The following is a 20,899-nucleotide window of genomic DNA, read 5'->3' on the forward strand; positions in this document are numbered from 1 at the left end:
TGAAAGCCAACGTTGCGGAGATTGCCGCCACCTATCAGGGCGGCGTATCCCAACGCGCGTATTCTGTACGCTTCGGAGAAGGACTTTTCGACTGCCAACCGTGTGCGCTTCTTCAATAATATAAAGAACAACGACTACGATTGTGTCATCATGTCGCACGACCAGTTCGGCAAGATACCGCAGTCGCCGGAGTTGCAGCAGCGCATCCTGCAAGCGGAGCTTGACACGGTGGAGGAAAACCTCGAAGTGCTGCGGCAGCAGGGAAAGAACGTGTCGCGGGCTATGCTGAAAGGTCTGGAGAAGCGCAAACACAACCTTGAAGCGAAGCTGGAGAAGGTGGAACATGCCATAAAGTCACGCACGGACGACGTGGTGGATTTCAAGCAGATGGGCATCGACCACATCTTCATAGATGAGAGCCACCAGTTCAAAAATCTGACGTTCAACACGCGCCATGACCGTGTGGCGGGACTGGGCAACAGCGAGGGAAGCCAGAAGGCACTGAACATGCTCTTTGCCATACGCACCATACAGGAGCGCACGGGCAGAGACTTGGGAGCGACCTTCCTTTCGGGTACTACCATCAGCAACTCGCTGACGGAGTTGTATCTGCTGTTCAAGTATTTGCGTCCGAAGGAGCTGGAACGGCAGGACATCCGATGTTTCGACGCTTGGGCGGCGATATTCGCCAAGAAGACGACGGATTTTGAATTTAACGTGACGAACAACGTGGTTCAAAAGGAGCGTTTCCGCTACTTCATCAAGGTGCCGGAACTTGCCGCCTTCTATAATGAAATCACGGACTACCGCACGGCGGAGGACGTGGGCGTAGATCGTCCCAACAAGAATGAGATACTGCACCACATACCGCCCACGCCGGAACAGGAGGACTTCATACAGAAACTGATGCAGTTCGCAAAGACTGGCGATGCCACCCTGTTGGGCAGACTGCCGCTTTCGGAAACGGAGGAAAAGGCGAAGATGCTTATCGCCACGGACTATGCCCGCAAGATGGCACTCGACATGCGTATGATAGACCCGAATTATGAAGACCACCCCGACAACAAGGCGAGTCACTGTGCCAAGATGATCGCGGAGTATTACCAAAAATACGACGCGCAGAAAGGCACGCAGTTCGTTTTCTCGGACTTGGGGACATATCAGCCGGGCGACGGGTGGAACGTCTATTCGGAAATCAAGCGCAAGCTGACGGAGGATTACGGCATACCGCCAAGCGAGGTGCGCTTCATTCAGGAGTGCAAGACCGACAAGGCTCGGAAGGCGGTGATAGACGCCATGAATGCCGGAACAGTGCGTGTTCTGTTCGGCTCCACCTCCATGCTCGGAACGGGTGTGAACGCACAGAAAAGGTGTGTGGCAATTCATCATCTCGATACGCCGTGGCGACCGTCCGACCTGCAACAGCGTGACGGACGCGGAGTTAGAGCCGGAAACGAAATTGCCAAGCATTTCGCCGGGAACAACGTGGACGTAATCATCTACGCGGTGGAGAAGTCACTGGACAGCTACAAGTTCAACCTCCTGCACTGCAAGCAGACTTTCATCAGCCAGCTCAAAAGCGGTGCTATGGGGGCGCGTACCATCGACGAGGGGGCAATGGACGAGAAATCGGGCATGAACTTTTCGGAATATATGGCGTTGCTATCCGGCAACACCGACCTGCTGGACAAGGCGAAACTTGAAAAGCGCATCGCCTCGCTCGAAGGGGAACGCAAGTCGTTTAACAAGGGCAGGCGTGATTCGGAGTTCAAGCAGGAGTCAAAGACCGGCGAACTGCGCAACAACACGGCTTTCATAGATGCCATGACGGAGGACTGGAACCGCTTCCTTTCGGTGGTGCAGACCGACAAGGAGGGCAACCGCCTTAATATGATAAAGGTGGACGGTGTGGATTCCGCCGATGAGAAGGTCATCGGAAAGCGTTTGCAGGAGATAGCGAAAAACGCCACTACAGGCGGGCTTTACACGCAGGTCGGAGAACTTTACGGTTTTCCGATAAAGGTGGTGAGCGAAAGGATACTCAAAGAGGGATTGGAGTTCACCGACAACCGTTTCGTGGTCGAGGGGAACTACAAGTACACCTATAACAACGGACATCTGGCAATGGCTGACCCGTTGGCCGCCGCCCGCAATTTCCTCAACGCTTTGGAGCGCATCCCCTCCATCATCGACCAGTACAAGACTAAGAATGAAGTGCTGGAACGTGAGATACCGCAGTTGCAGGAGATAGCGGGCAAGGTGTGGAAGAAGGAGGAAGAACTGAAACAGTTGAAGTCTGAACTTGCCGCACTTGACCGAAAAATACAGCTGGAACTTGCGCCGCCCACGCCCGAAGTCGCCGAAAAGGAGAACGAAGGGCAACAGGTCAAGCCGGAAGCGGAAGATGTACGGAACAGGCAGGCGCAATATTCCGAAAATGCACCGCCGCAAATACGCAATCCATCGGAAAGTATTATCGCCAATCACACCATAACTGGGCATCCGGGGCTGTATGCCAAGGAGGAAACCCGGTCCAAAGGATTGAAAATATAACCTTAGGAATTTTATCTGAAGTATTAATAAGGGCTATCCCAAAAGGTCTAAAAGTAAATTTTATCCTTTCTGCAAGTATCTGTAGGATGGCAACTGCATTTTTTTCTTTTTGGGCAGCCCTTATTAAAATTTATTCTTATTTTAGGTTATATACATTCATGTCCATTTATGTAAAAAATTCCTGCTGACCTTGTTTATGTCTTATCAGTCACCATTTGCAAAACCATATTTGACCCTCAAAGAGGCTGAATTTGATAAGTAACTTGCTACATACTCATAATAAGGAGCTAAATAGAACACGAATGGGAAATACTCAAATGCCAAACTAAAGAAGATATTGGCCAAAATAAACGCTATACCGAGAGAGAAACTTGATTCTTCAACTTCCTAAAACGGTGTTGTTCAAACGTTTCTACTTATTTGTACTTACCAGTTGAACCTACGCTTCCCTAATAAAATGTCTATGGTAAAAAGTTAAAAAATCCTCCCACTTTTGTTAGATATATTTTTTTGTGTAATTTTGTAATCGTTATGCGGCAGTAATAATATACATATTAATACGAGTTAGTAATCCTGTAGTTCTCACATGCTACGAGGAGGTATTAAAAGGTGCGTTTCGACAATGCATCTATTGTAGTATATTATTGCTTAATCCAAATGAATATTATAAATTTAGGAATTCTTGCTCACATTGATGCAGGAAAAACTTCCGTAACCGAGAATCTGCTGTTTGCCAGTGGAGCAACGGAAAAGTGCGGCTGTGTGGATAATGGTGACACCATAACGGACTCTATGGATATAGAGAAACGTAGAGGAATTACTGTTCGGGCTTCTACGACATCTATTATCTGGAATGGTGTGAAATGCAATATCATTGACACTCCGGGACACATGGATTTTATTGCGGAAGTGGAGCGGACATTCAAAATGCTTGATGGAGCAGTCCTCATCTTATCCGCAAAGGAAGGCATACAAGCGCAGACAAAGTTGCTGTTCAATACTTTACAGAAGCTGCAAATCCCGACAATTATATTTATCAATAAAATTGACCGTGCCGGTGTGAATTTAGAGCGTTTGTATCTGGATATAAAAACAAATCTGTCGCAAGATGTCCTGTTTATGCAAACTGTTGTCGATGGATTGGTTTATCCGATTTGCTCCCAAACATATATAAAGGAAGAATACAAAGAATTTGTATGCAACCATGACGACAATATATTAGAACGGTATTTGGCGGATAGCGAAATTTCACCGGCTGATTATTGGAATACGATAATCGCTCTTGTGGAAAAAGCCAAAGTCTATCCGGTGCTACATGGATCAGCAATGTTCAATATCGGTATCAATGAGTTGTTGGACGCCATCTCTTCTTTTATACTTCCTCCGGCATCAGTCTCAAACAGACTTTCAGCTTATCTCTATAAGATAGAGCATGACCCCAAAGGACATAAAAGAAGTTTTCTAAAAATAATTGACGGAAGTCTGAGGCTTCGAGACGTTGTAAGAATCAACGATTCGGAAAAATTCATCAAGATTAAAAATCTAAAAACTATTTATCAGGGCAGAGAGATAAATGTTGATGAAGTGGGTGCCAATGATATCGCAATTGTAGAAGATATGGAAGATTTTCGAATCGGAGATTATTTAGGCGCTAAACCTTGTTTGATTCAAGGATTATCTCATCAGCATCCCGCTCTCAAATCCTCCGTCCGACCAGACAAGCCCGAAGAGAGAAGCAAGGTGATATCCGCTCTGAATACATTGTGGATTGAAGACCCGTCTTTGTCCTTTTCCATAAACTCATATAGTGATGAATTGGAAATCTCGTTATATGGTTTAACCCAAAAGGAAATCATACAGACATTGCTGGAAGAACGATTTTCCGTAAAGGTCCATTTTGATGAGATCAAGACTATCTACAAAGAACGACCTGTAAAAAAGGTCAATAAGATTATTCAGATCGAAGTGCCACCCAACCCTTATTGGGCCACAATAGGGCTGACTCTTGAACCCTTGCCGTTAGGGACAGGGTTGCAGATCGAAAGTGACATCTCCTATGGCTATCTGAACCATTCTTTTCAAAATGCCGTTTTTGAAGGAATTCGTATGTCTTGCCAATCGGGATTACATGGATGGGAAGTGACAGATTTGAAAGTAACTTTTACTCAAGCCGAGTATTATAGCCCGGTAAGTACACCTGCTGATTTCAGACAGCTGACCCCTTATGTCTTCAGGCTGGCTTTGCAACAGTCAGGTGTGGACATTCTCGAACCGATGCTCTGTTTTGAGTTGCAGATACCCCAAGTGGCAAGTTCCAAAGCTATTACAGATTTGCAAAAAATGATGTCTGAGATTGAAGACATCAGTTGTAATAATGAGTGGTGTCATATTAAAGGGAAAGTTCCATTAAATACAAGTAAAGACTATGCCTCAGAAGTAAGTTCATACACTAAGGGCTTAGGCATTTTTATGGTTAAGCCATGTGGGTATCAAATAACAAAAGGCGGTTATTCTGATAATATCCGCATGAACGAAAAAGATAAACTTTTATTCATGTTTCAAAAATCAATGTCATCAAAATAATGGAGCGGTCAGGAAATTTCTATAAGGCAATACGGTTGGGATATATACTTATCTCCATTCTTATCGGATGTATGGCATATAATAGCCTCTATGAATGGCAGGAGATAGAAGCATTAGAACTTGGCAATAAAAAAATAGACGAGTTCTGAAAAGAAATAAACAATATCAATATTCAAATGATAAAATTTTCTCTATTGGGTGAAACGATACTGGAATGGAACGATAAAGATATCGAGCATTACCATGCACGGCGTATGGCAATGGACAGTATGCTCTGCCGTTTCAAGGTCACCTATCCAGCAGAGCGCATCGATAGTGTGCGCAGTCTTTTAGAGGATAAGGAACGACAGATGTTCCAGATAGTCCGGTTAATGGATGAACAACAATCTATTAACAAGAAGATAGCCAATCAAATTCCGGTTATTGTGCAGAAAAGTGTGCAGGAACAGTCCAAAAAGCCAAAACGAAAAGGTTTCTTAGGCATATTCGGCAAAAAAAAGGAAGTAACTCCAGCAGTATCAACTACTATCCTTCATTCGGTCAATAGAAACGTAATCAGTGAACAGAAAGTGCAGGGTCGCCAATTGTCGGAACAAGCCGACAGCCTTGCAGCTCGTAATGTTGAACTTAACAGACAACTGCAAGAATTGATTTGCCAAATAGAAGAAAAGGTACAAACCGACCTGCAAAGCCGGGAAGACGAAATAGTTGCCATGCGTGAAAAGTCATTTATGCAAGTAGGCGGTTTAATGGGATTCGTTCTTCTATTGTTGTTAATTTCCTACATCATTATACATCGTGATGCCAAAAGCATTAAACAATACAAGCACAAGACAACTGATTTGATAAGGCAACTGGAACAATCCGTACAACGGAACGAGGCACTGATAACGTCAAGGAAGAAGGCGGTGCATACTATCACCCATGAACTGCGCACACCGCTGACAGCAATAACAGGCTATGCCGGACTGATACGGAAAGAACAGTGTGAGGATAAGTCCGGGCAGTATATCCAAAACATACTGCAATCCTCCGACCGTATGCGGGATATGCTCAACACTTTGCTTGACTTCTTCCGCCTGGACAACGGCAAGGAACAGCCCCGTCTGTCACCCTGCCGGATTTCTGCAATCACGCACACACTTGAAACGGAGTTCATGCCTGTTGCCGTGAACAAAGGGCTGTCCTTGTCCGTGAAGACTGGACACGATGCCATTGTATTGACCGACAAAGAGCGAATAATACAAATCGGGAATAACCTGCTGTCAAACGCTGTCAAGTTCACAGAAGAAGGCGGTGTTTCTTTGATTACTGAATATGATAATGGAGTTCTGACACTGGTCGTTGAAGATACAGGTACAGGCATGACAGAAGAGGAACAGAAACAAGCGTTCGGTGCGTTTGAACGTCTATCAAATGCCGCCGCAAAGGAGGGTTTCGGGCTTGGGCTTGCCATAATGCGTAATATTGTGTCGATGCTTGGCGGAACAATCCGTTTGGACAGCAAGAAAGGGAAAGGCAGTCGTTTCACAGTTGAAATTTCTATGCAGGAAGCTGAAGAACAGCTTGGATATACAAGCAATACACCTGTTTATCATAACAATAAATTCCATGATGTTGTCGCCATTGACAATGATGAGGTATTACTTCTGATGCTGAAAGAGATGTATTCCCAAGAAGGAATACACTGCGACACTTGCACCGATGCTGCGGCACTGATGGAAATGATACGCCAGAAAGAATACAGCCTGTTGCTGACAGACTTGAATATGCCCGGTATAAACGGTTTCGAATTGCTGGAACTGTTGCGTTCGTCCAACGTGGGCAATTCACCAACAATCCCGGTGGTTGTGGCAACCGCTTCGGGCAGTTGTAACAAAGGGGAACTATTGGCAAAAGGCTTTGCCGGATGCCTGTTCAAGCCGTTCTCCATATCGGAACTGATGGAGGTTTCCGACAGGTGTGCCATAAAAGAAACACCGGACGGGAAACCGGATTTTTCAGCCTTGTTGTCCTACGGCAATGAAGCCGTTATGCTGGAAAAGTTGATGACGGAAACTGAAAAAGAGATGCAGACAATACGGGAAGCGGCAACAGAAAAAGACCTGCAAAAGCTGGATTCCCTGACACACCACCTGCGCAGCTCGTGGGAGGTGCTACGTGCCGACCAACCGCTGAATGTACTTTACAGATTGCTTCATGGCGATGTACTCCCGGATGGTGAAGCGTTAAGCCATGCTGTGACTGCTGTGCTGGATAAGGGAGCGGAAATAATCCGGTTGGCAGAAGAGGAAAGGAGAAAATACGAAGATGGATAAGACAACAATAATTGTGGTAGAAGACAATATCGTGTACTGCGAGTTTGTCTGCAACATGCTGGCGCGGGAGGGCTACCGCACCGTGAAGGCTTACCACCTCTCAACCGCGAAGAAACATCTACAACAGGCGACAGATAATGACATCGTGGTTGCCGACCTGCGCCTGCCTGACGGCAGTGGCATAGACCTTTTGCGCTGGATGCGAAAGGAGGGAAAGATGCAGCCCTTCATCATTATGACCGACTACGCCGAAGTTAATACCGCCGTGGAAAGCATGAAACTCGGCTCGATAGACTATATTCCCAAACAGCTTGTGGAGGATAAACTTGTCCCCCTGATCCGTTCCATACTGAAAGAACGTCAGGCAGGACAACGCCGTATGCCTGTATTCGCCCGTGAAGGTTCCGCCTTTCAGAAAATCATGCACCGCATAAGACTGGTAGCCGCCACCGACATGAGCGTGATGATATTTGGTGAGAACGGCACGGGCAAGGAGCATATTGCCCACCTGTTGCATGACAAGAGCAAACGTGCAGGCAAGCCATTTGTGGCGGTGGACTGCGGTTCACTCTCCAAAGAGCTTGCACCGTCGGCTTTCTTCGGACACGTCAAAGGTGCATTTACAGGTGCGGACAATGCCAAGAAAGGATATTTCCATGAGGCGGAAAGCGGCACGTTATTTCTGGACGAGGTAGGAAACCTCGCGTTGGAAACCCAACAGATGTTGCTCCGTGCCATACAGGAGAGGCGGTATCGCCCGGTCGGAGACAAGGCAGACCGGAATTTCAATGTCCGCATCATCGCTGCTACCAATGAAGATTTGGAGGTAGCGGTGAATGAAAAGCGTTTTCGGCAGGATCTGCTTTACCGCCTGCACGACTTCGGGATAACCGTTCCTCCGTTGCGTGACTGTCAGGAAGACATCATGCCGCTGGCAGAGTTCTTCTGTGATATGGCAAACAGAGAGCTGGAGTGTAGCGTGAGCGGGTTCAGTTCCGAAGCACGTAAAGCGTTGCTGATACACGCATGGCCGGGCAACGTGCGGGAACTTCGGCAGAAAGTTATGGGTGCTGTATTGCAGGCGCAGGAAGGTGTTGTCATGAAAGAGCATCTGGAACTTGCCGTGACGAAACCGACCTCTACTGTCAGCTTCGCCTTGCGCAATGACGCGGAGGATAAGGAGCGGATATTGCGTGCGTTGAAACAGGCAAACGGCAACCGGAGTGTCGCCGCAGAACTGCTCGGCATAGGCAGGACAACACTATACAGCAAACTTGAAGAGTATGGACTTAAATATAAATTCAAGCAATCATAGCCCGTAATTCACTGAAATTCCATATATTTGCAATATTAATTGAGAATATGAGAGTAGATAGAGAAAACCCCAACAAATATTTTGATGAAAGTGATGCGAGCTATGAAGCTCGCAGAATTTGGTATGCGTTCAAGGATGTTGTACTTTACAAAGATCGTTTTTTTGTAAAACATCAACTTTTGGATATACTATCAAAATATGTATCTGAGAATATTGTTGAGGTTCATTCTGGTCAAATATTCTTTAGGTCAAGAATTATTGATGATAGTTGTATAAATGACCATATGGTATATAAATGTTTTAGTGCACCAGATGGAGAACGGTTAGATATAAGCTATCATAATAAATCGAATTCATTCAAAGGGCTCACAAAAGAAGCCTCTTTTGTCCCACCTAAAAATGTGAAAGTTTCAGATGGACGTGCGAACCCTAAATATATCAAGTATCTTTATGTTTCAGAAAGTCCTATCACAACATTATTTGAGGTGCGACCATTTATATTCGATGCAGTGAATATTGCACAAATAAGAGTTAATAGCCCTCTCAATATTGCTAATATTGCTGTTGGACTTGACTTGTCAGAAAATAAAAATGCAACAGTAGAAATGTATGTTATGAGAATGATACAGAGTGCATTTTCTAAACCGACTAACAATTCTGACGATTATATTCCATCCCAGATAATAGCGGAATATCTTAAAAATCTTGGATATGATGGTATAAGGTATAATAGTTCGTTACATTTTGGAGGCGTAAATTTGACTATATTTAATCATGAGAAATGCGAAGCCATATCTTCTCAAGATTTTAGAATAGAAGATATCAAACTAACGGCAAGAGCGGCTTTTGGTTGTGCTGACAATCAGGGTGATTTAGCGTATATTAAAGATAATGAGCCTTTATATCTCGATTATGAAAAGCTAATCTCAATAAAAAGTAATATCAGGTCAAAATAACCTTTAGCGTGAAAAAGCATTCTTAATTAAGTAAGAAAAATATATAAATTCAAGCAATCACAGCTCGTAATTAACTGAATTGGGCTATCTTTGCATAACATTTGAGAAAAACGGCGATTTGCAGGAGCTATTCGCCGCCAACATATAGGATAAGACCGCAAGGCGTTTCAAGCGAAAATCTGGTAAATTTAGTTATATCTCAAAATTTCACATCTTAATATCTTATAAATTAACAATTTATATTGTGATGTGTTTTTATCAAGGAACAAATTAGGAACAGAAACACGAATTATCATATTTTCTTGTTTTTTTATTTGCACTACCTTTCTTTCTCTTCACTTGTTCGTACTTTGAGTATTTTTCCAAGTCATTTCACACGATTTTCATCCTCTCGCCAAGAGTGATTGTTGCAGTCATCTATGGATGAATAACCACAGCCAAAAGAAAAAAGGACAAATCTCTGTTTCTTTCAAGGAACATTGTTTTTTGCAAAGGTAACCATTTCCCTCAAAACACCTATACAGGCAGTCCAATATATCTGCCTATATTTAGTTTACTTTAGTTTAGCATATATATAAGCTAATAGACTAAACTAAACCTTTACCGAAGTTCTCCCCCTTACTTTTATATTCACAGTCAAAAGAGAAGATAATCGCACCGATATTTTCTTTTTTCGCTGCATCCCAATTTTACGGAAGTTCCTTTTATCGTAACTTCTGCCATAGGCATTTTATCCTCGCATCCCAACTTTCGGTCTGCCTGATGAGAATTGTGTCGCAAAGGTACTTGTCATGTCTTTCTTGTATTCAAGGTCACAGCCTGACGGTTCCCGACAAAATCTCCACGCTCCGCTTTGCAGAGGTCGTATTTGGTCGTGAAACCCTGCATAAAGAGCCATAACACCTTTTGAGGCGACATAATTTTCAATCAAGCCCGAAAGTAGCTGAAATGCTAAAAGAGGGAAAATAAAAAACTTAAAACTTAGGATTATGGCAAACTATGCAACAAACATTTTCTACGCAAGGACGGAAAACAAAGCAGACCTCGACAAGATAGAGGCATTCTTGGATGACACTTTTGACGGCTTTGTCAATAGACACAGCGATAGCGTGGATGCGGAGTTTACCTCTCGTTGGGTTTATCCGGAAGAAGAAATCGACAGGCTGATAGCTTCGTTGGAAGCCAAAGACAAAACTTATATCAAAATTCTGTCCTACGAATTTGCAGACGAATACGTGAGCTTCAGAATCTTCTCACAGGGTAAATGGGATATCAAGTTGTAACCCTAAAATGACAAGACTATGTACGAATACGAAAAAGATAGCGAAATTATAGGTGCGCACTGCACCCTGCTTACCCCCTATAAAGGCTACTCCGAGGGAACAGTTGTCGGCGACTTCGGCAATAAAATAGTGGTACGTCTTAGCAGTGGCAAAGAGGTGGTCGAGTACCGTGATGAAGTGATTATTTACGATTAAATCCAAGAGCGATGCAACAGGTAGCAATGAAATTCGTCCAATGGGACGTACCCGAATTAGAAAAGCTGAAAGGCTGCAGGGTTTACCAGTTACGGGAACAACTTGATAACGGAGACAAGTTGAGCCGTGAAGACAAGAACTGGATTACCCGAAACGTGAAAGAGTGCATCCATTTCAAAAGAGGTATCGCATTGATGGGCTACTTCTTTGATTTCTCCGATGTTCTCAAACGATATTTCGTGAAACAGCACGGACATATCACCGAGTATTGCGCCATTGACAAGACTGCGTTGCGCTCTGTCTTGTATGGTCGAATAGAAGACGTAGTAGAAGTATAATTAAAATCAAAGAAACATGAAAGCAACGATTGAGCATAGCTTTTGTCCTTATTGTGACGAGGTAACAGAACTCTACTTCCGTATCATCAACACGATTCTTTTCTCAACCGATGAAACGGAACTGCGTACCGGCATGGAACGCCTACAAGAAAAAACACGTCTTGATGATTATTTCGTCTTCGGCTATGGCAAGCATCACCTATGGGTCTGCCAAAGACGTCCCAGTAATCAAAAAAAGATTTTCGAGCATCGGGTAATCATGGCAGAATTTTGATGATACAGGCAGGAACGGGATAATCTTCCATTCCTGCCACGCCGCATTCCCTTTTTTACATCTATCTCTCTCTTTTGGCTGCGCCATATCCTTTTGTAAAAACCAGCCATTCGTGAAAAGCTGCCGTCCGCTTTTCCGAAAAGCAGGGTTCTTTCCTTTTTCCCTTTTGTCCCCTATTCTTTCTGCCGGACGGGAACATGGCAGCACCCCGATACCCCGTTCCGCCTTTTGTCGCCACTTCGTTGATATTCCCTTCTGCGGTATCGCCACCTGTTGTCAGTTCAGTGTTCTGTTTGTAGCCACCTCTATTCAGTCCGACCGAATTACACGAAAATCCCTGCCGATTCTGCGGACTTACAGCCGAAACGCGCACCATTGTGCCGGTGGACGGATTGCTCTTTCACTTCCCCTGCAACTACGGCTTTCCGCTCATTTTCAGAATAGTTTTCCGCCGAAGTCATCATCATTTTCCGATGCAAAGATAGTATGCAGACGGGAACGACTTTGGAAGTCTTGACCAATGGCACAGCCGTACAATCTTCCTTTATCGAGCCTTCTGGTTTTGCCTACGGACAAAAATAAAGAGTATTGATGCGTCCGGCCTTGGTGCATTCCCTTAACTGCACCTACTTTTTGAGGCAGCGTAAAATTGATTTAATAACTTCTAAAAACAATTCATTATGAAAAAGATTGAAAACAATTTCGTAGTAACCGGTTTCGTAGGAAAGGATGCAGAAATCCGTCAGTTCACCAACGCAAGTGTAGCACGTTTCCCTCTGGCAGTAAGCCGACTGGAGAATAATGGCGAGGAATCCAAACGCGTTTCCGCCTTTATGAATTTTGAGGCGTGGCGTAAAAACGAGAACACCGGGTCGTTCGACCAACTGACCAAGGGTACGATGCTGACCGTCGAGGGGTATTTCAAGCCCGAAGAATGGAGCGACCAAAGCGGTGTGAAACACAACCGTATCGTGATAGTCGCCGTCAAGTTCTATCCGCCCGTCGAGAAGGAGGAGACTCCTGAAAAGCCGGCCAAACCAGCGAAAAAAGGCAAGAAATAATCCTTGCCTTATCACAACAAAAGCGGCCTTTGGGTCGCTTTTGTTTTACTCATTACGGTGTTGTTGCACCATCTGTACTTTTATACTCTACTTGTTCTCTTTTACCGCATTCAGAAATGCTTTGGCAGGTTTGAATGCAGGGATGTTGTGAGCGGGAATTTTAATTGTCGTATTCTTCGAAATGTTCCGGGCCGTCTTTTCAGCTCTCCGTTTTATAACAAAGCTGCCGAAGCCGCGCAAGAACACCTCGTTTCCCGCAACCATCGACTCTTTTACATTTTCCATGAATGATTCCACCACAGTCATCACAACCGTTTTCTCTATTCCGCTCTGCCGTGAGATCTGAGCGACAATTTCCGCTTTTGTCATATTGTTCTTGATTTTAATGAATACGGTGCAAAATTAACAAATATCCGCCTGTTATAACAATCCAAACTTATTTGTCATCCCGAAAACTGCTTTTACTGAATCCGCCGAAGACGCCCCTCAAGAGCCTGCCCACTACCAAAAATACCAACAATAAAATTATAATATCTCCCATAGGTCTTATTTTTTATAGTTATATCCAACTTAAAGATACGAAAAAATAATGAATTACGCAAGTAATCTACTGATTTTCAATATCCATATTTGATTTATAAGTTCTATTTCCGGATGCCCGGCACGCGTCCCGGTGTTCGGTTAAGCTGAACCTTGTATTTATTGAGAATGCTGTACACGGTGCTTTTACTCCGGACACCGCTCTCTTTCCAAATATCACGGATTGAATACCCATTGTTATACATATCCACGATTTTTTTGTCCCGTTCAGTTTTACTCATACTTTTTTTGGTAATCGGAATACTGATACTCTGCTGCAGGCGTATAATCTTATCTGACGACTTCCGCAAAACAGCCACTTCCTCCGGTAATGCCCCGAACATGGCCAATACTTCCGCCGGTGTCGTGTCCGGAAACAATTTGTTGTCGGTGTCAATTTTATCGTGAATGGAGATAATACGCACGACCTTGATGCGGCATAGCTCGATCAATGCCGATAGTTCCCGTAAACCACGCACGGCATTGCTGAATTTTGACACCACCAATTCGTCGCCTCTTTCAAGATTCGACATCAGTTGTTTCCATCTCGGTCTGAGCGTCTCGTGTCCGACCGATTCTTCAACCACTTGTACACACCCGTACTGGCGCATCCATTCCTTATCCGCATCAAACGCATCGTAGGAATTCGCCTCGAATATATAACCGACTTTTGCCATATCAATATACAATATTCATGATAACAAGTGCAAATATACAAGTTTTATTCGAGTATCTGAATCATACTATATTAAAAAACGAAAATCGTACATTTTTCATGTTTTTATCTTCACTTGTTTTCATTGGTAATCATACTATTAAGTACGATATTAAAAAATGCGCAAAATACGGTTTTTCGGATGCGAAGTATCAAAAATAATATATAGTTTTGCACTAAATAGTACGAAATAATATAGTATGAAAACATCAAAATCGAACTTAAAACAGCCGATAATCTTTGCCAAAATAATTGCCGTTTCGATTGCCGTATTCCTATGCGCGTCATGCGACAACGGCAATGGCAAACGATTGGCGAAAGCCAAGAATGACCCTGCCGGAACATACAGGGAATACCTGTCTGACATACGCAGGCAGAAAAGACTCTCCATTAAAGAATTGACCGGACACCTCAAGCAATGGCAAACATTGAGGGATTCCGTATTCCTGTATCTCGAATGTGATACGCTTGGCCGGCTTCATTCCACTGTAAGAGAAGAGTGTGAACAGATACATGATTCCATCCGCATGGAATTTTCACGGATGGTGCTGTCTCAAACACGCACTTATAAGGATATACTGTGGGTAAAAGAACAAATCTCGCCGCATCTTGAAGACAAAGAGTTGCATCGTGTGGCTGAAACAATCCGGCCGTTCTTTGCCTCATTGGATAACCAGCCCGTCAGTCAGAGAAACCGACAACATATTCTTGCCACTTATCGAGCTACCCTTGCTGAAACGATTGATTACGGTATTCATTGTATGGCAGACCTGACGACCTTTATCGAAAAGGAGGATGCTGTGTACCGGGCATTCCTTTCACGTCTGCCTGATTTCGACGGCGAGAATCTTTCCGACATCACGCATGACACGGAACGATGCTGCGCACAGGTATTTCTTGCCGCCGAACGGAACGACATCACCTATCGCAATGCCATGATTTATTTGGCCATGCGCACCAACCGCAGGCTGATTCAGAATGTCCGAACCTGTATCGACGACATCTGCAATCAAAAAGTCAAGACACCGGCACAGGCACAAGCCTACATCTGGATGCTTCTCCAGCCTTATTCGTCGTTGGACGGTTTCTGCTTGGCGTTGCTTTCAGCCGAAGAAAGAGAGCAACTCGATATGCTTGCCTCGCAGACACCCGACGCTTTCAGAGAGTTGGGCAGGATGCTGCACCCAGGAGACAACCGCTTGGACGAGCTGCCCGGAATGCTGATGGAAGCATTCATACACACGCTGTAAAATATGACAACAGAAAAATATATGAATATGTTACGACATTTTTATAATGACTTCATGGCATTCGTCCCCCTGCAACTTCCGCAGTTGCTCGATGTGACGACGATGGAAGAACCGCAGTTCTACGGCGACTATGTGCTGCTTACGTTTCCGTTGCGCACCCCTTACGAACTGGACGAAGTAATGGATATGTTCGAGGACGACATGGAGTTGATCACGCTTTACCACCATATCCCGATGCGGACGGAAAAATTCGGTCATAGCACTTGTGCATACTCGAATCCCGCTTTCGGACAGATGTTCAAGATGAACGCCAAGACTGATACGGAGGGTAATGTAAACAGCATCCTTGTTACCATCTATGATTCTTTGGAGCAGATGTACGGGGACCTATGCCTCGATTTGGAACTTCACTCCAAAAGCGGGTTCCTGAAATACAAGAAAGACAAGTCCGACGTGCTGATGAATTTCATATGAGAGAAAGTTTATACCGACAGATGGTCTATTGCATCAACACCTACCGGACGTGGATAGAGGTTGCCGATGACAATCTCTACAAGGAGCATATCATCTCAAGAACCGACCGCACCGATTACCTCGTTTCCCGTACATTGGTGCTGCGTGCCTTCAAGACGAACGGCATACACGCCGAGGGTACGACATGGACTATTCCCGAACACGAACTGGACAAGGCTTTGGCCATCTACCGAAAGCAAGACAGTACATTCAAGCAGCGCATCAAGAAAGCGGCCATGTACTTTTCGCCCAAGGATGCCGAAACCCTTATCCGACTGGCGACATACGGTATTGTCCAGTTGGAACTCATTGTGCGCCCCACTCCCATACCCGAAAAGCCCTATTACTTATGTTACTGAATATCCTGCTACTCATTTTCTGCGCGATACCTTTCGGGGTATCAATGTCATTGTACAAGAACAACAAGCGGTTCATGACACCCTTTTACATGGCAATGGCACGAAGCGGCAACGCCCGTAAACTGTATGTGCAAGTATGGCTGATATGCCTGCTTCTTTTCCATTATGTATATGCCTGTGGACATATGGGTGAGTTTGGAATCCTACTCTCTACCGGTGTCTGTGCCGCAATGTTCTCGTTCCGATGGACGGACAACTGGTTACGCAGGTTGCTTGACCGCCCCGGTGCATTTGTCACACTCGCATCGGTCGCACTGGTCATCGGCTTTGTGCCGCATCTGTACACCTTGGCGATAACCATTACCTATCTTCTTCTGGCAGCCCTGTTCTATCCCTCCGTTCGGGTCATGTCCGAATGCAAGGACACGGGGACACTTTCCGGATGGGCAAAGCATCCCGGAATGCTGTCAGAATCCTATCACGACAATCATCACGCAAATCTGCCGCATGAAGCGGACAGCGGCAACACTGACATATCCGCACAATATGAATCATTAAAACCGAATGAAAATGAAAAATAACCAAAAGATACCTGTTTCCATATTGGCAGACAGGGAGGTATTCGAATATCTCAAGGAGAAAGGGGATGAACGCAAGACACGCACCGAAGCGTACTGTGACCTGTTGGACAAATCACTGGCAGGTTTCGTTTCCCCGTTTTTAAGAAAGAAGGACTACGTGCTGCAACCCAACCAGTGCTACCTGACCGTTTCCGACCTCGCATCGGAGTGGCATTGGCACAGGGCTACCGTCCGTTCTTTTTGAGTGCAATGGAGGCATTCGGCTTGCTGACCCGCATCCAGCTTCCCAAAAGCGTGGTCATTACCATGACCGTACAATCCGGTCAGGCAGCACAGCCCCGCGATGCACAGGAGCAGCCGGACTTTGCCGGACAGCTCCGTGAGGTATTGTCCGATTGGGTAATCGGCAAAACGACCGCTGCCGAAACTGGCGTAATGTGTGGACAACTCGTAAGTCTGGCAAAGGCTGAAATTGCCGACCGTGACGCCGGACACTGTTCGGACACCCATTCCATCACGACCTCCGCACATTCCGGCACTTTGGTCACGGAACATCGTGAAACAGCCCTGTGCTGCATCGCCCACGCCGCCCTGCAAAAAATCCTGCACAAGTCGAGATTCGATGACAGTTCGCCGCTTGTGGATTTCTTCCGGCTTGACCTCGGCGAAGAATGGGCAGCTTTCATCGAGTCCGCCAAAGACCTCGCCGGGCTGATTCTCGACACCGAGGCATCAGTGACGGACTTCGACATGGACGAAGACCAAGAACGCCTCAAATCGCTTCGCAAACCCTTTTTATCGCTTCTGGCGAAGGCACAGGCGATGGTGGATTGAACCGGGAGTCGAAAACAGATTGTATAACGCGAACAATCCGCCTCCATCCCTTAACGGTCATCCTGCCGGTTATAGGAGGCACACGGGCTTGCCCGTCTGCCACGAAACAAAGGGAAGGGGGAGCCTAATACCCCGACCGTCTATCGACCGTCGGGAGGCTGTCCGGGCAAGCAGCAAGCTGGGACAGGACGGATTGTCCGAAACAACACGAAAAGAGTATGGCAGATCAAAAACAGGTACTTGATGTGAAGGTGTCGAAAGGCATCACCACAGCCCAAAGTAACGAACACTTGCGTGATCGCAGTGAAAGGGCGGAAAAGTACGCTATGAATAAGGGGAATTACGACCCCACACGCAAACACCTGAACTTCGAGATTGCACCCGGAGGCAAGGTACGTCCCATCGACACGAGCCGCAACATTCCCGAACGGATGGCGGACATATTGGAGAGGCGTGGAATCAAAGACCCCAACGAAGGACTGGCAGAACCGAAGTACCGCACGGTGGTGAACTTCATTTTCGGCGGTTCCCGTAAGCGGATGCACGAACTCGCATTCGGCACGCAGAAAGTGGATTTCGAGAAAGATGCGGACAATATCCATATCAAAAGAGAAAGCGATATTGAACGCTGGGCGAAAGACGTCTATTCATTCGTGAGTGGCAAATATGGCGAGCAGAACATCGCCGCATTCATCGTACACCTTGACGAATTGAATCCGCACGTCCACTGTACGCTCCTGCCAATCAAAGACGGTCGCTTTGCGTACAAGGAAATATTCGCCGGTAAGGACAAGTTTGAATACAGCGCAAGGATGAAACAGCTTCATACCGACTTTTTCACCGAAGTCAATACAAGGTGGGGAATGTCGAGAGGAACAAGCATATCCGAAACGGGCGCACGGCACAGGACTACCGAAGAATACCGCCGTATGCTATCGGAAGAATGTACGACCATCGAGGAAAATATCAGCCGTCATCAAAAAGTTCTGGCTGACCTCCAATCGGACATCCGTCTGGCAGAGCGCAGGGTCAAGGGGCTTACGACAATGGTCGATAACCTTGAGAAGTCGAAAGCCGAAAAAGAGGCCCTGCTATCGGCAGCCGAACAGGATTTGAAAGCGAACAAGGGTGATGCTGAACAATTAGCCGCACAAGTGAAAAGTCTGGAAAAAGAACTGGCCGGAATCAACAGGCAACTGGCAGATAAGCAGGAGAAGTTACAGACGGCTGACCGGCAGCTTGCCGAGCTGAAAGAGAACATGGATGCCATTGAGGAACGTACCGGGGAACTCAAGGAGGAAGCCTACAAATACTCCCATGATGTACATTCCAAAGTGGACACGTTGCTCAAGGATGTCCTGCTGGAAAATGTGGTCGGCGAGTATAGGAACGTATCGGCACAGATGGACGTGGCGGAACGGCAACTGTTCGACGGCTCGCTCGTCCAGTCCATAGCGGAACAAGGTACAGACGTGATGCACTGCGCGACGATGCTGTTTCTCGGTATGGTCGATGATGCCACCACTTTTGCCGAAACTCGTGGCGGCGGAGGTGGCGGCAGCGACCTGAAATGGGGACGCGACGAGGACGAGGACAACCGTGCATGGGCACTCCGCTGCATGAGGATGGCGAGCCGCATGATGCGCCCGGCCATTGGCAAGAAACCCAAACGGTAAGTGGCGTACGCCTTATTACAAATCAAAAAGTATAACGAATAATATCATTGGAATATGACGAAACAGATCTTTTTTATATTGGCCGTGCTTTGCACGTTGCAGGCGCAGGCAAGTGTACAACCCGTACAGGTGGATACTGTACAACATACACCGTACTATAATGTCTCGGAGGAACGGCAACCGATACAGCCCGTCTATCTTGACGGAGTGGTACTTCCGGCATCCCGGACTGGCAACTGGTTTGTCAGCATTGCCGGGGGTACGTCCGCCTTTCTCGGCACACCTCTCGGCTGCGAAGACCTCTTCGGACGCTTGAAACCCTCGTACAGTTTCGCAGTCGGAAAATGGTTCACTCCGTCCGTCGGTACACGTATCAATTACAGCGGTGTGCAGTTCAAAGATGGAACATTGTCCAATCAGGAATACCACCATATCCATGCGGATCTGCTGTGGAATGTCCTTGGCCGCAGATATGCCCGGCAAGAACAGGTACGCTGGAATCTTGCTCCCTTTGCCGGTGTCGGCCTGTTGCACAATGCTTCTAACGGGAATAATCCCTTTGCTGTTTCGTATGGCGTACAGGGAGAATATCGGATTTCCAAACGAGTAAGTGCCATGTTGGAACTCTCCGGCACGACCACCTTTCAGGACTTCGATGGTTACGGACGCCCGAACCGCCTCGGCGACCACATGGTATCGCTGACCGCCGGTTTCACGTTTCATCTCGGAAAGGTCGGTTGGAAACGCGCGGTTGATGCAACACCTTACATTCGTCAGAATGAGTGGCTCGTGGATTATGCCAATGTCTTGTCCGGAGAAAACAAGCGTTATAAAGACTGGTACGACCGCAACCGACGGACGCTCGCAGAATTGTTGAAAATTCTGGAAATAGAAGGCTTGCTTGACAAGTACGGTCATCTGGTTAATGACGATGAGACCGACCGCCGTCAAGGTTATCCCAGAAATAATTACAGCGGATTGAACTCACTTCGGGCAAGATTGAAAAACCGGCATTGGGATGGAATCTCGCCACTTGATTCTGCAAGTATTATATATGGCAACAACGGAGATGATTCCGAACAACCGGGCATAATCGTTTCTGAAAAGACGGAACTCATACAAGCCGGAAATTGCATCGGGTCGCCTGTCTATTTCTTTTTTAACCTCAATACGGCGCACCTGACGGATGCTTCCCAAATGCTTAACCTTGATGAACTGGCTCGCGTGGCCAAGAAATACGGATTATCCGTGAAAGTGACCGGCGCGGCCGACAGTTCGACTGGAACTCCCGTGCTTAATGGTTCATTAAGCACATTGAGAGCGGATCATATCGTTGCAGAATTAGAAAAGCGTGGCATACCGATCGAACGCATCGTCAAGGTAAGCAGGGGCGGCATAGCTGACCATGTGCCGGTCGAAGCCAACAGGCATACGAAAGTGGAGTTATTCTTTTAGAGCTTGTTTAAATTTTCCTGTTTGAAATAAAAAGAGTGCTTCTTCCTTCCTCGAAAATGCT

General features: G+C 46.1%; 18 protein-coding genes and 3 pseudogenes. 17 read left to right on the forward strand and 4 right to left on the reverse strand.

The window, feature by feature from the left end; translation table 11 throughout:
* The 5 genes and pseudogenes from HMPREF9007_RS25610 to HMPREF9007_RS24185 all read left to right on the forward strand — a co-directional run.
* Positions 1–2,553: pseudogene (locus HMPREF9007_RS25610) on the forward strand (helicase-related protein); the annotation flags it as partial.
* A 657-nt stretch (positions 2,554–3,210) separates the two neighbouring features.
* A complete protein-coding gene (gene tet(Q), locus HMPREF9007_RS24200) occupies positions 3,211–5,136 on the forward strand; it encodes a tetracycline resistance ribosomal protection protein Tet(Q) (protein ID WP_005802293.1) in 1,926 nt (641 codons plus the stop codon).
* Positions 5,136–7,454 (forward strand): annotated as a pseudogene (locus HMPREF9007_RS24195) (ATP-binding protein). Before tet(Q) ends, HMPREF9007_RS24195 begins: the two are co-directional and overlap by 1 nt.
* Entirely contained in the window at positions 7,447–8,769 is a 1,323-nt protein-coding gene (locus HMPREF9007_RS24190; protein ID WP_008759623.1) for a sigma-54 dependent transcriptional regulator, read from the forward strand. The pseudogene HMPREF9007_RS24195 and the gene HMPREF9007_RS24190 overlap by 8 nt, the downstream one beginning before the upstream one ends.
* Before the next feature lie 47 nt (positions 8,770–8,816).
* Positions 8,817–9,725 (forward strand): RES family NAD+ phosphorylase, encoded by a 909-nt coding sequence (locus HMPREF9007_RS24185; protein WP_005680578.1) that lies wholly within the window; start codon positions 8,817–8,819, stop codon positions 9,723–9,725.
* Positions 9,726–10,514: 789 nt separating this feature from the next.
* On the opposite strand, the gene HMPREF9007_RS27360 is transcribed toward HMPREF9007_RS24185, so the two are convergent.
* A complete protein-coding gene (locus tag HMPREF9007_RS27360) occupies positions 10,515–10,643 on the reverse strand; it encodes a hypothetical protein (RefSeq protein ID WP_004301204.1) in 129 nt (42 codons plus the stop codon).
* 71 nt (positions 10,644–10,714) lie between these two features.
* Between HMPREF9007_RS27360 and HMPREF9007_RS24180 the strand changes: the two genes are divergently transcribed.
* Genes HMPREF9007_RS24180 through HMPREF9007_RS24165 form a run of 4 tightly spaced genes read left to right on the forward strand, consistent with a single transcriptional unit; the run spans position 10,715 to position 11,815 of the window.
* Complete coding sequence (locus tag HMPREF9007_RS24180; RefSeq protein ID WP_004301205.1) at positions 10,715–11,008, forward strand: hypothetical protein; 294 nt, start codon at positions 10,715–10,717, stop codon at positions 11,006–11,008.
* Between the two features lie 18 nt (positions 11,009–11,026).
* Positions 11,027–11,203, forward strand: a complete 177-nt coding sequence (locus HMPREF9007_RS24175; protein WP_004301206.1) for a hypothetical protein — start codon at positions 11,027–11,029, stop codon at positions 11,201–11,203.
* 11 nt (positions 11,204–11,214) lie between these two features.
* Positions 11,215–11,541, forward strand: a complete 327-nt coding sequence (locus HMPREF9007_RS24170) for a hypothetical protein (protein WP_004301207.1) — start codon at positions 11,215–11,217, stop codon at positions 11,539–11,541.
* 16 nt (positions 11,542–11,557) lie between these two features.
* Positions 11,558–11,815, forward strand: a complete 258-nt coding sequence (locus tag HMPREF9007_RS24165) for a hypothetical protein (RefSeq protein WP_004301208.1) — start codon at positions 11,558–11,560, stop codon at positions 11,813–11,815.
* 61 nt (positions 11,816–11,876) lie between these two features.
* Here the strand turns inward: HMPREF9007_RS24165 and HMPREF9007_RS27365 are convergent, their stop codons facing one another.
* Positions 11,877–12,191 (reverse strand): hypothetical protein, encoded by a 315-nt coding sequence (locus tag HMPREF9007_RS27365; RefSeq protein WP_004301209.1) that lies wholly within the window; start codon positions 12,189–12,191, stop codon positions 11,877–11,879.
* 304 nt (positions 12,192–12,495) lie between these two features.
* Here HMPREF9007_RS27365 and HMPREF9007_RS24155 point away from each other — a divergent pair, with 304 nt between their 5' ends.
* On the forward strand, positions 12,496–12,876 hold the full coding sequence (locus tag HMPREF9007_RS24155; RefSeq protein WP_004301211.1) for a single-stranded DNA-binding protein: 381 nt from the start codon (positions 12,496–12,498) through the stop codon (positions 12,874–12,876).
* An 87-nt stretch (positions 12,877–12,963) separates the two neighbouring features.
* Here HMPREF9007_RS24155 and HMPREF9007_RS24150 read toward each other — a convergent pair whose 3' ends face one another.
* Together HMPREF9007_RS24150 and HMPREF9007_RS24145 are read right to left on the reverse strand one after the other, a co-directional pair.
* Positions 12,964–13,257, reverse strand: a complete 294-nt coding sequence (locus HMPREF9007_RS24150) for an HU family DNA-binding protein (RefSeq protein ID WP_256596129.1) — start codon at positions 13,255–13,257, stop codon at positions 12,964–12,966.
* A gap of 263 nt (positions 13,258–13,520) precedes the next feature.
* Positions 13,521–14,132, reverse strand: coding sequence for a recombinase family protein (locus HMPREF9007_RS24145; RefSeq protein WP_004301218.1), 612 nt, complete (start codon positions 14,130–14,132; stop codon positions 13,521–13,523).
* Between the two features lie 238 nt (positions 14,133–14,370).
* On the opposite strand from HMPREF9007_RS24145, the gene HMPREF9007_RS24140 reads away from it, so the two are divergent.
* The 7 genes and pseudogenes from HMPREF9007_RS24140 to HMPREF9007_RS24110 all read left to right on the forward strand — a co-directional run bounded on the left by HMPREF9007_RS24140 (position 14,371) and on the right by HMPREF9007_RS24110 (position 20,838).
* Positions 14,371–15,420 (forward strand): hypothetical protein, encoded by a 1,050-nt coding sequence (locus HMPREF9007_RS24140; protein WP_004301222.1) that lies wholly within the window; start codon positions 14,371–14,373, stop codon positions 15,418–15,420.
* Positions 15,421–15,447: 27 nt separating this feature from the next.
* Positions 15,448–15,894, forward strand: coding sequence for a hypothetical protein (locus HMPREF9007_RS24135; RefSeq protein ID WP_005680025.1), 447 nt, complete (start codon positions 15,448–15,450; stop codon positions 15,892–15,894).
* A complete protein-coding gene (locus HMPREF9007_RS24130; protein ID WP_004301227.1) occupies positions 15,891–16,292 on the forward strand; it encodes a hypothetical protein in 402 nt (133 codons plus the stop codon). The genes HMPREF9007_RS24135 and HMPREF9007_RS24130 overlap by 4 nt, the downstream gene beginning before the upstream one ends.
* A complete protein-coding gene (locus HMPREF9007_RS24125) occupies positions 16,283–16,873 on the forward strand; it encodes a hypothetical protein (RefSeq protein WP_004301229.1) in 591 nt (196 codons plus the stop codon). Before HMPREF9007_RS24130 ends, HMPREF9007_RS24125 begins: the two co-directional genes overlap by 10 nt.
* Positions 16,863–17,707 (forward strand): annotated as a pseudogene (locus HMPREF9007_RS24120) (MarR family transcriptional regulator). The gene HMPREF9007_RS24125 and the pseudogene HMPREF9007_RS24120 overlap by 11 nt, the downstream one beginning before the upstream one ends.
* Positions 17,708–17,925: 218 nt before the next feature.
* Complete coding sequence (mobV, locus tag HMPREF9007_RS24115; RefSeq protein WP_004301236.1) at positions 17,926–19,383, forward strand: MobV family relaxase; 1,458 nt, start codon at positions 17,926–17,928, stop codon at positions 19,381–19,383.
* A gap of 54 nt (positions 19,384–19,437) precedes the next feature.
* Positions 19,438–20,838 (forward strand): OmpA family protein, encoded by a 1,401-nt coding sequence (locus HMPREF9007_RS24110; RefSeq protein WP_008759624.1) that lies wholly within the window; start codon positions 19,438–19,440, stop codon positions 20,836–20,838.
* The last annotated feature ends 61 nt before the right edge of the window (positions 20,839–20,899 follow it).

Origin of the sequence: Bacteroides sp. 1_1_14, from assembly GCF_000162515.1 — a bacterium.
Classification (GTDB): domain Bacteria; phylum Bacteroidota; class Bacteroidia; order Bacteroidales; family Bacteroidaceae; genus Bacteroides; species Bacteroides thetaiotaomicron.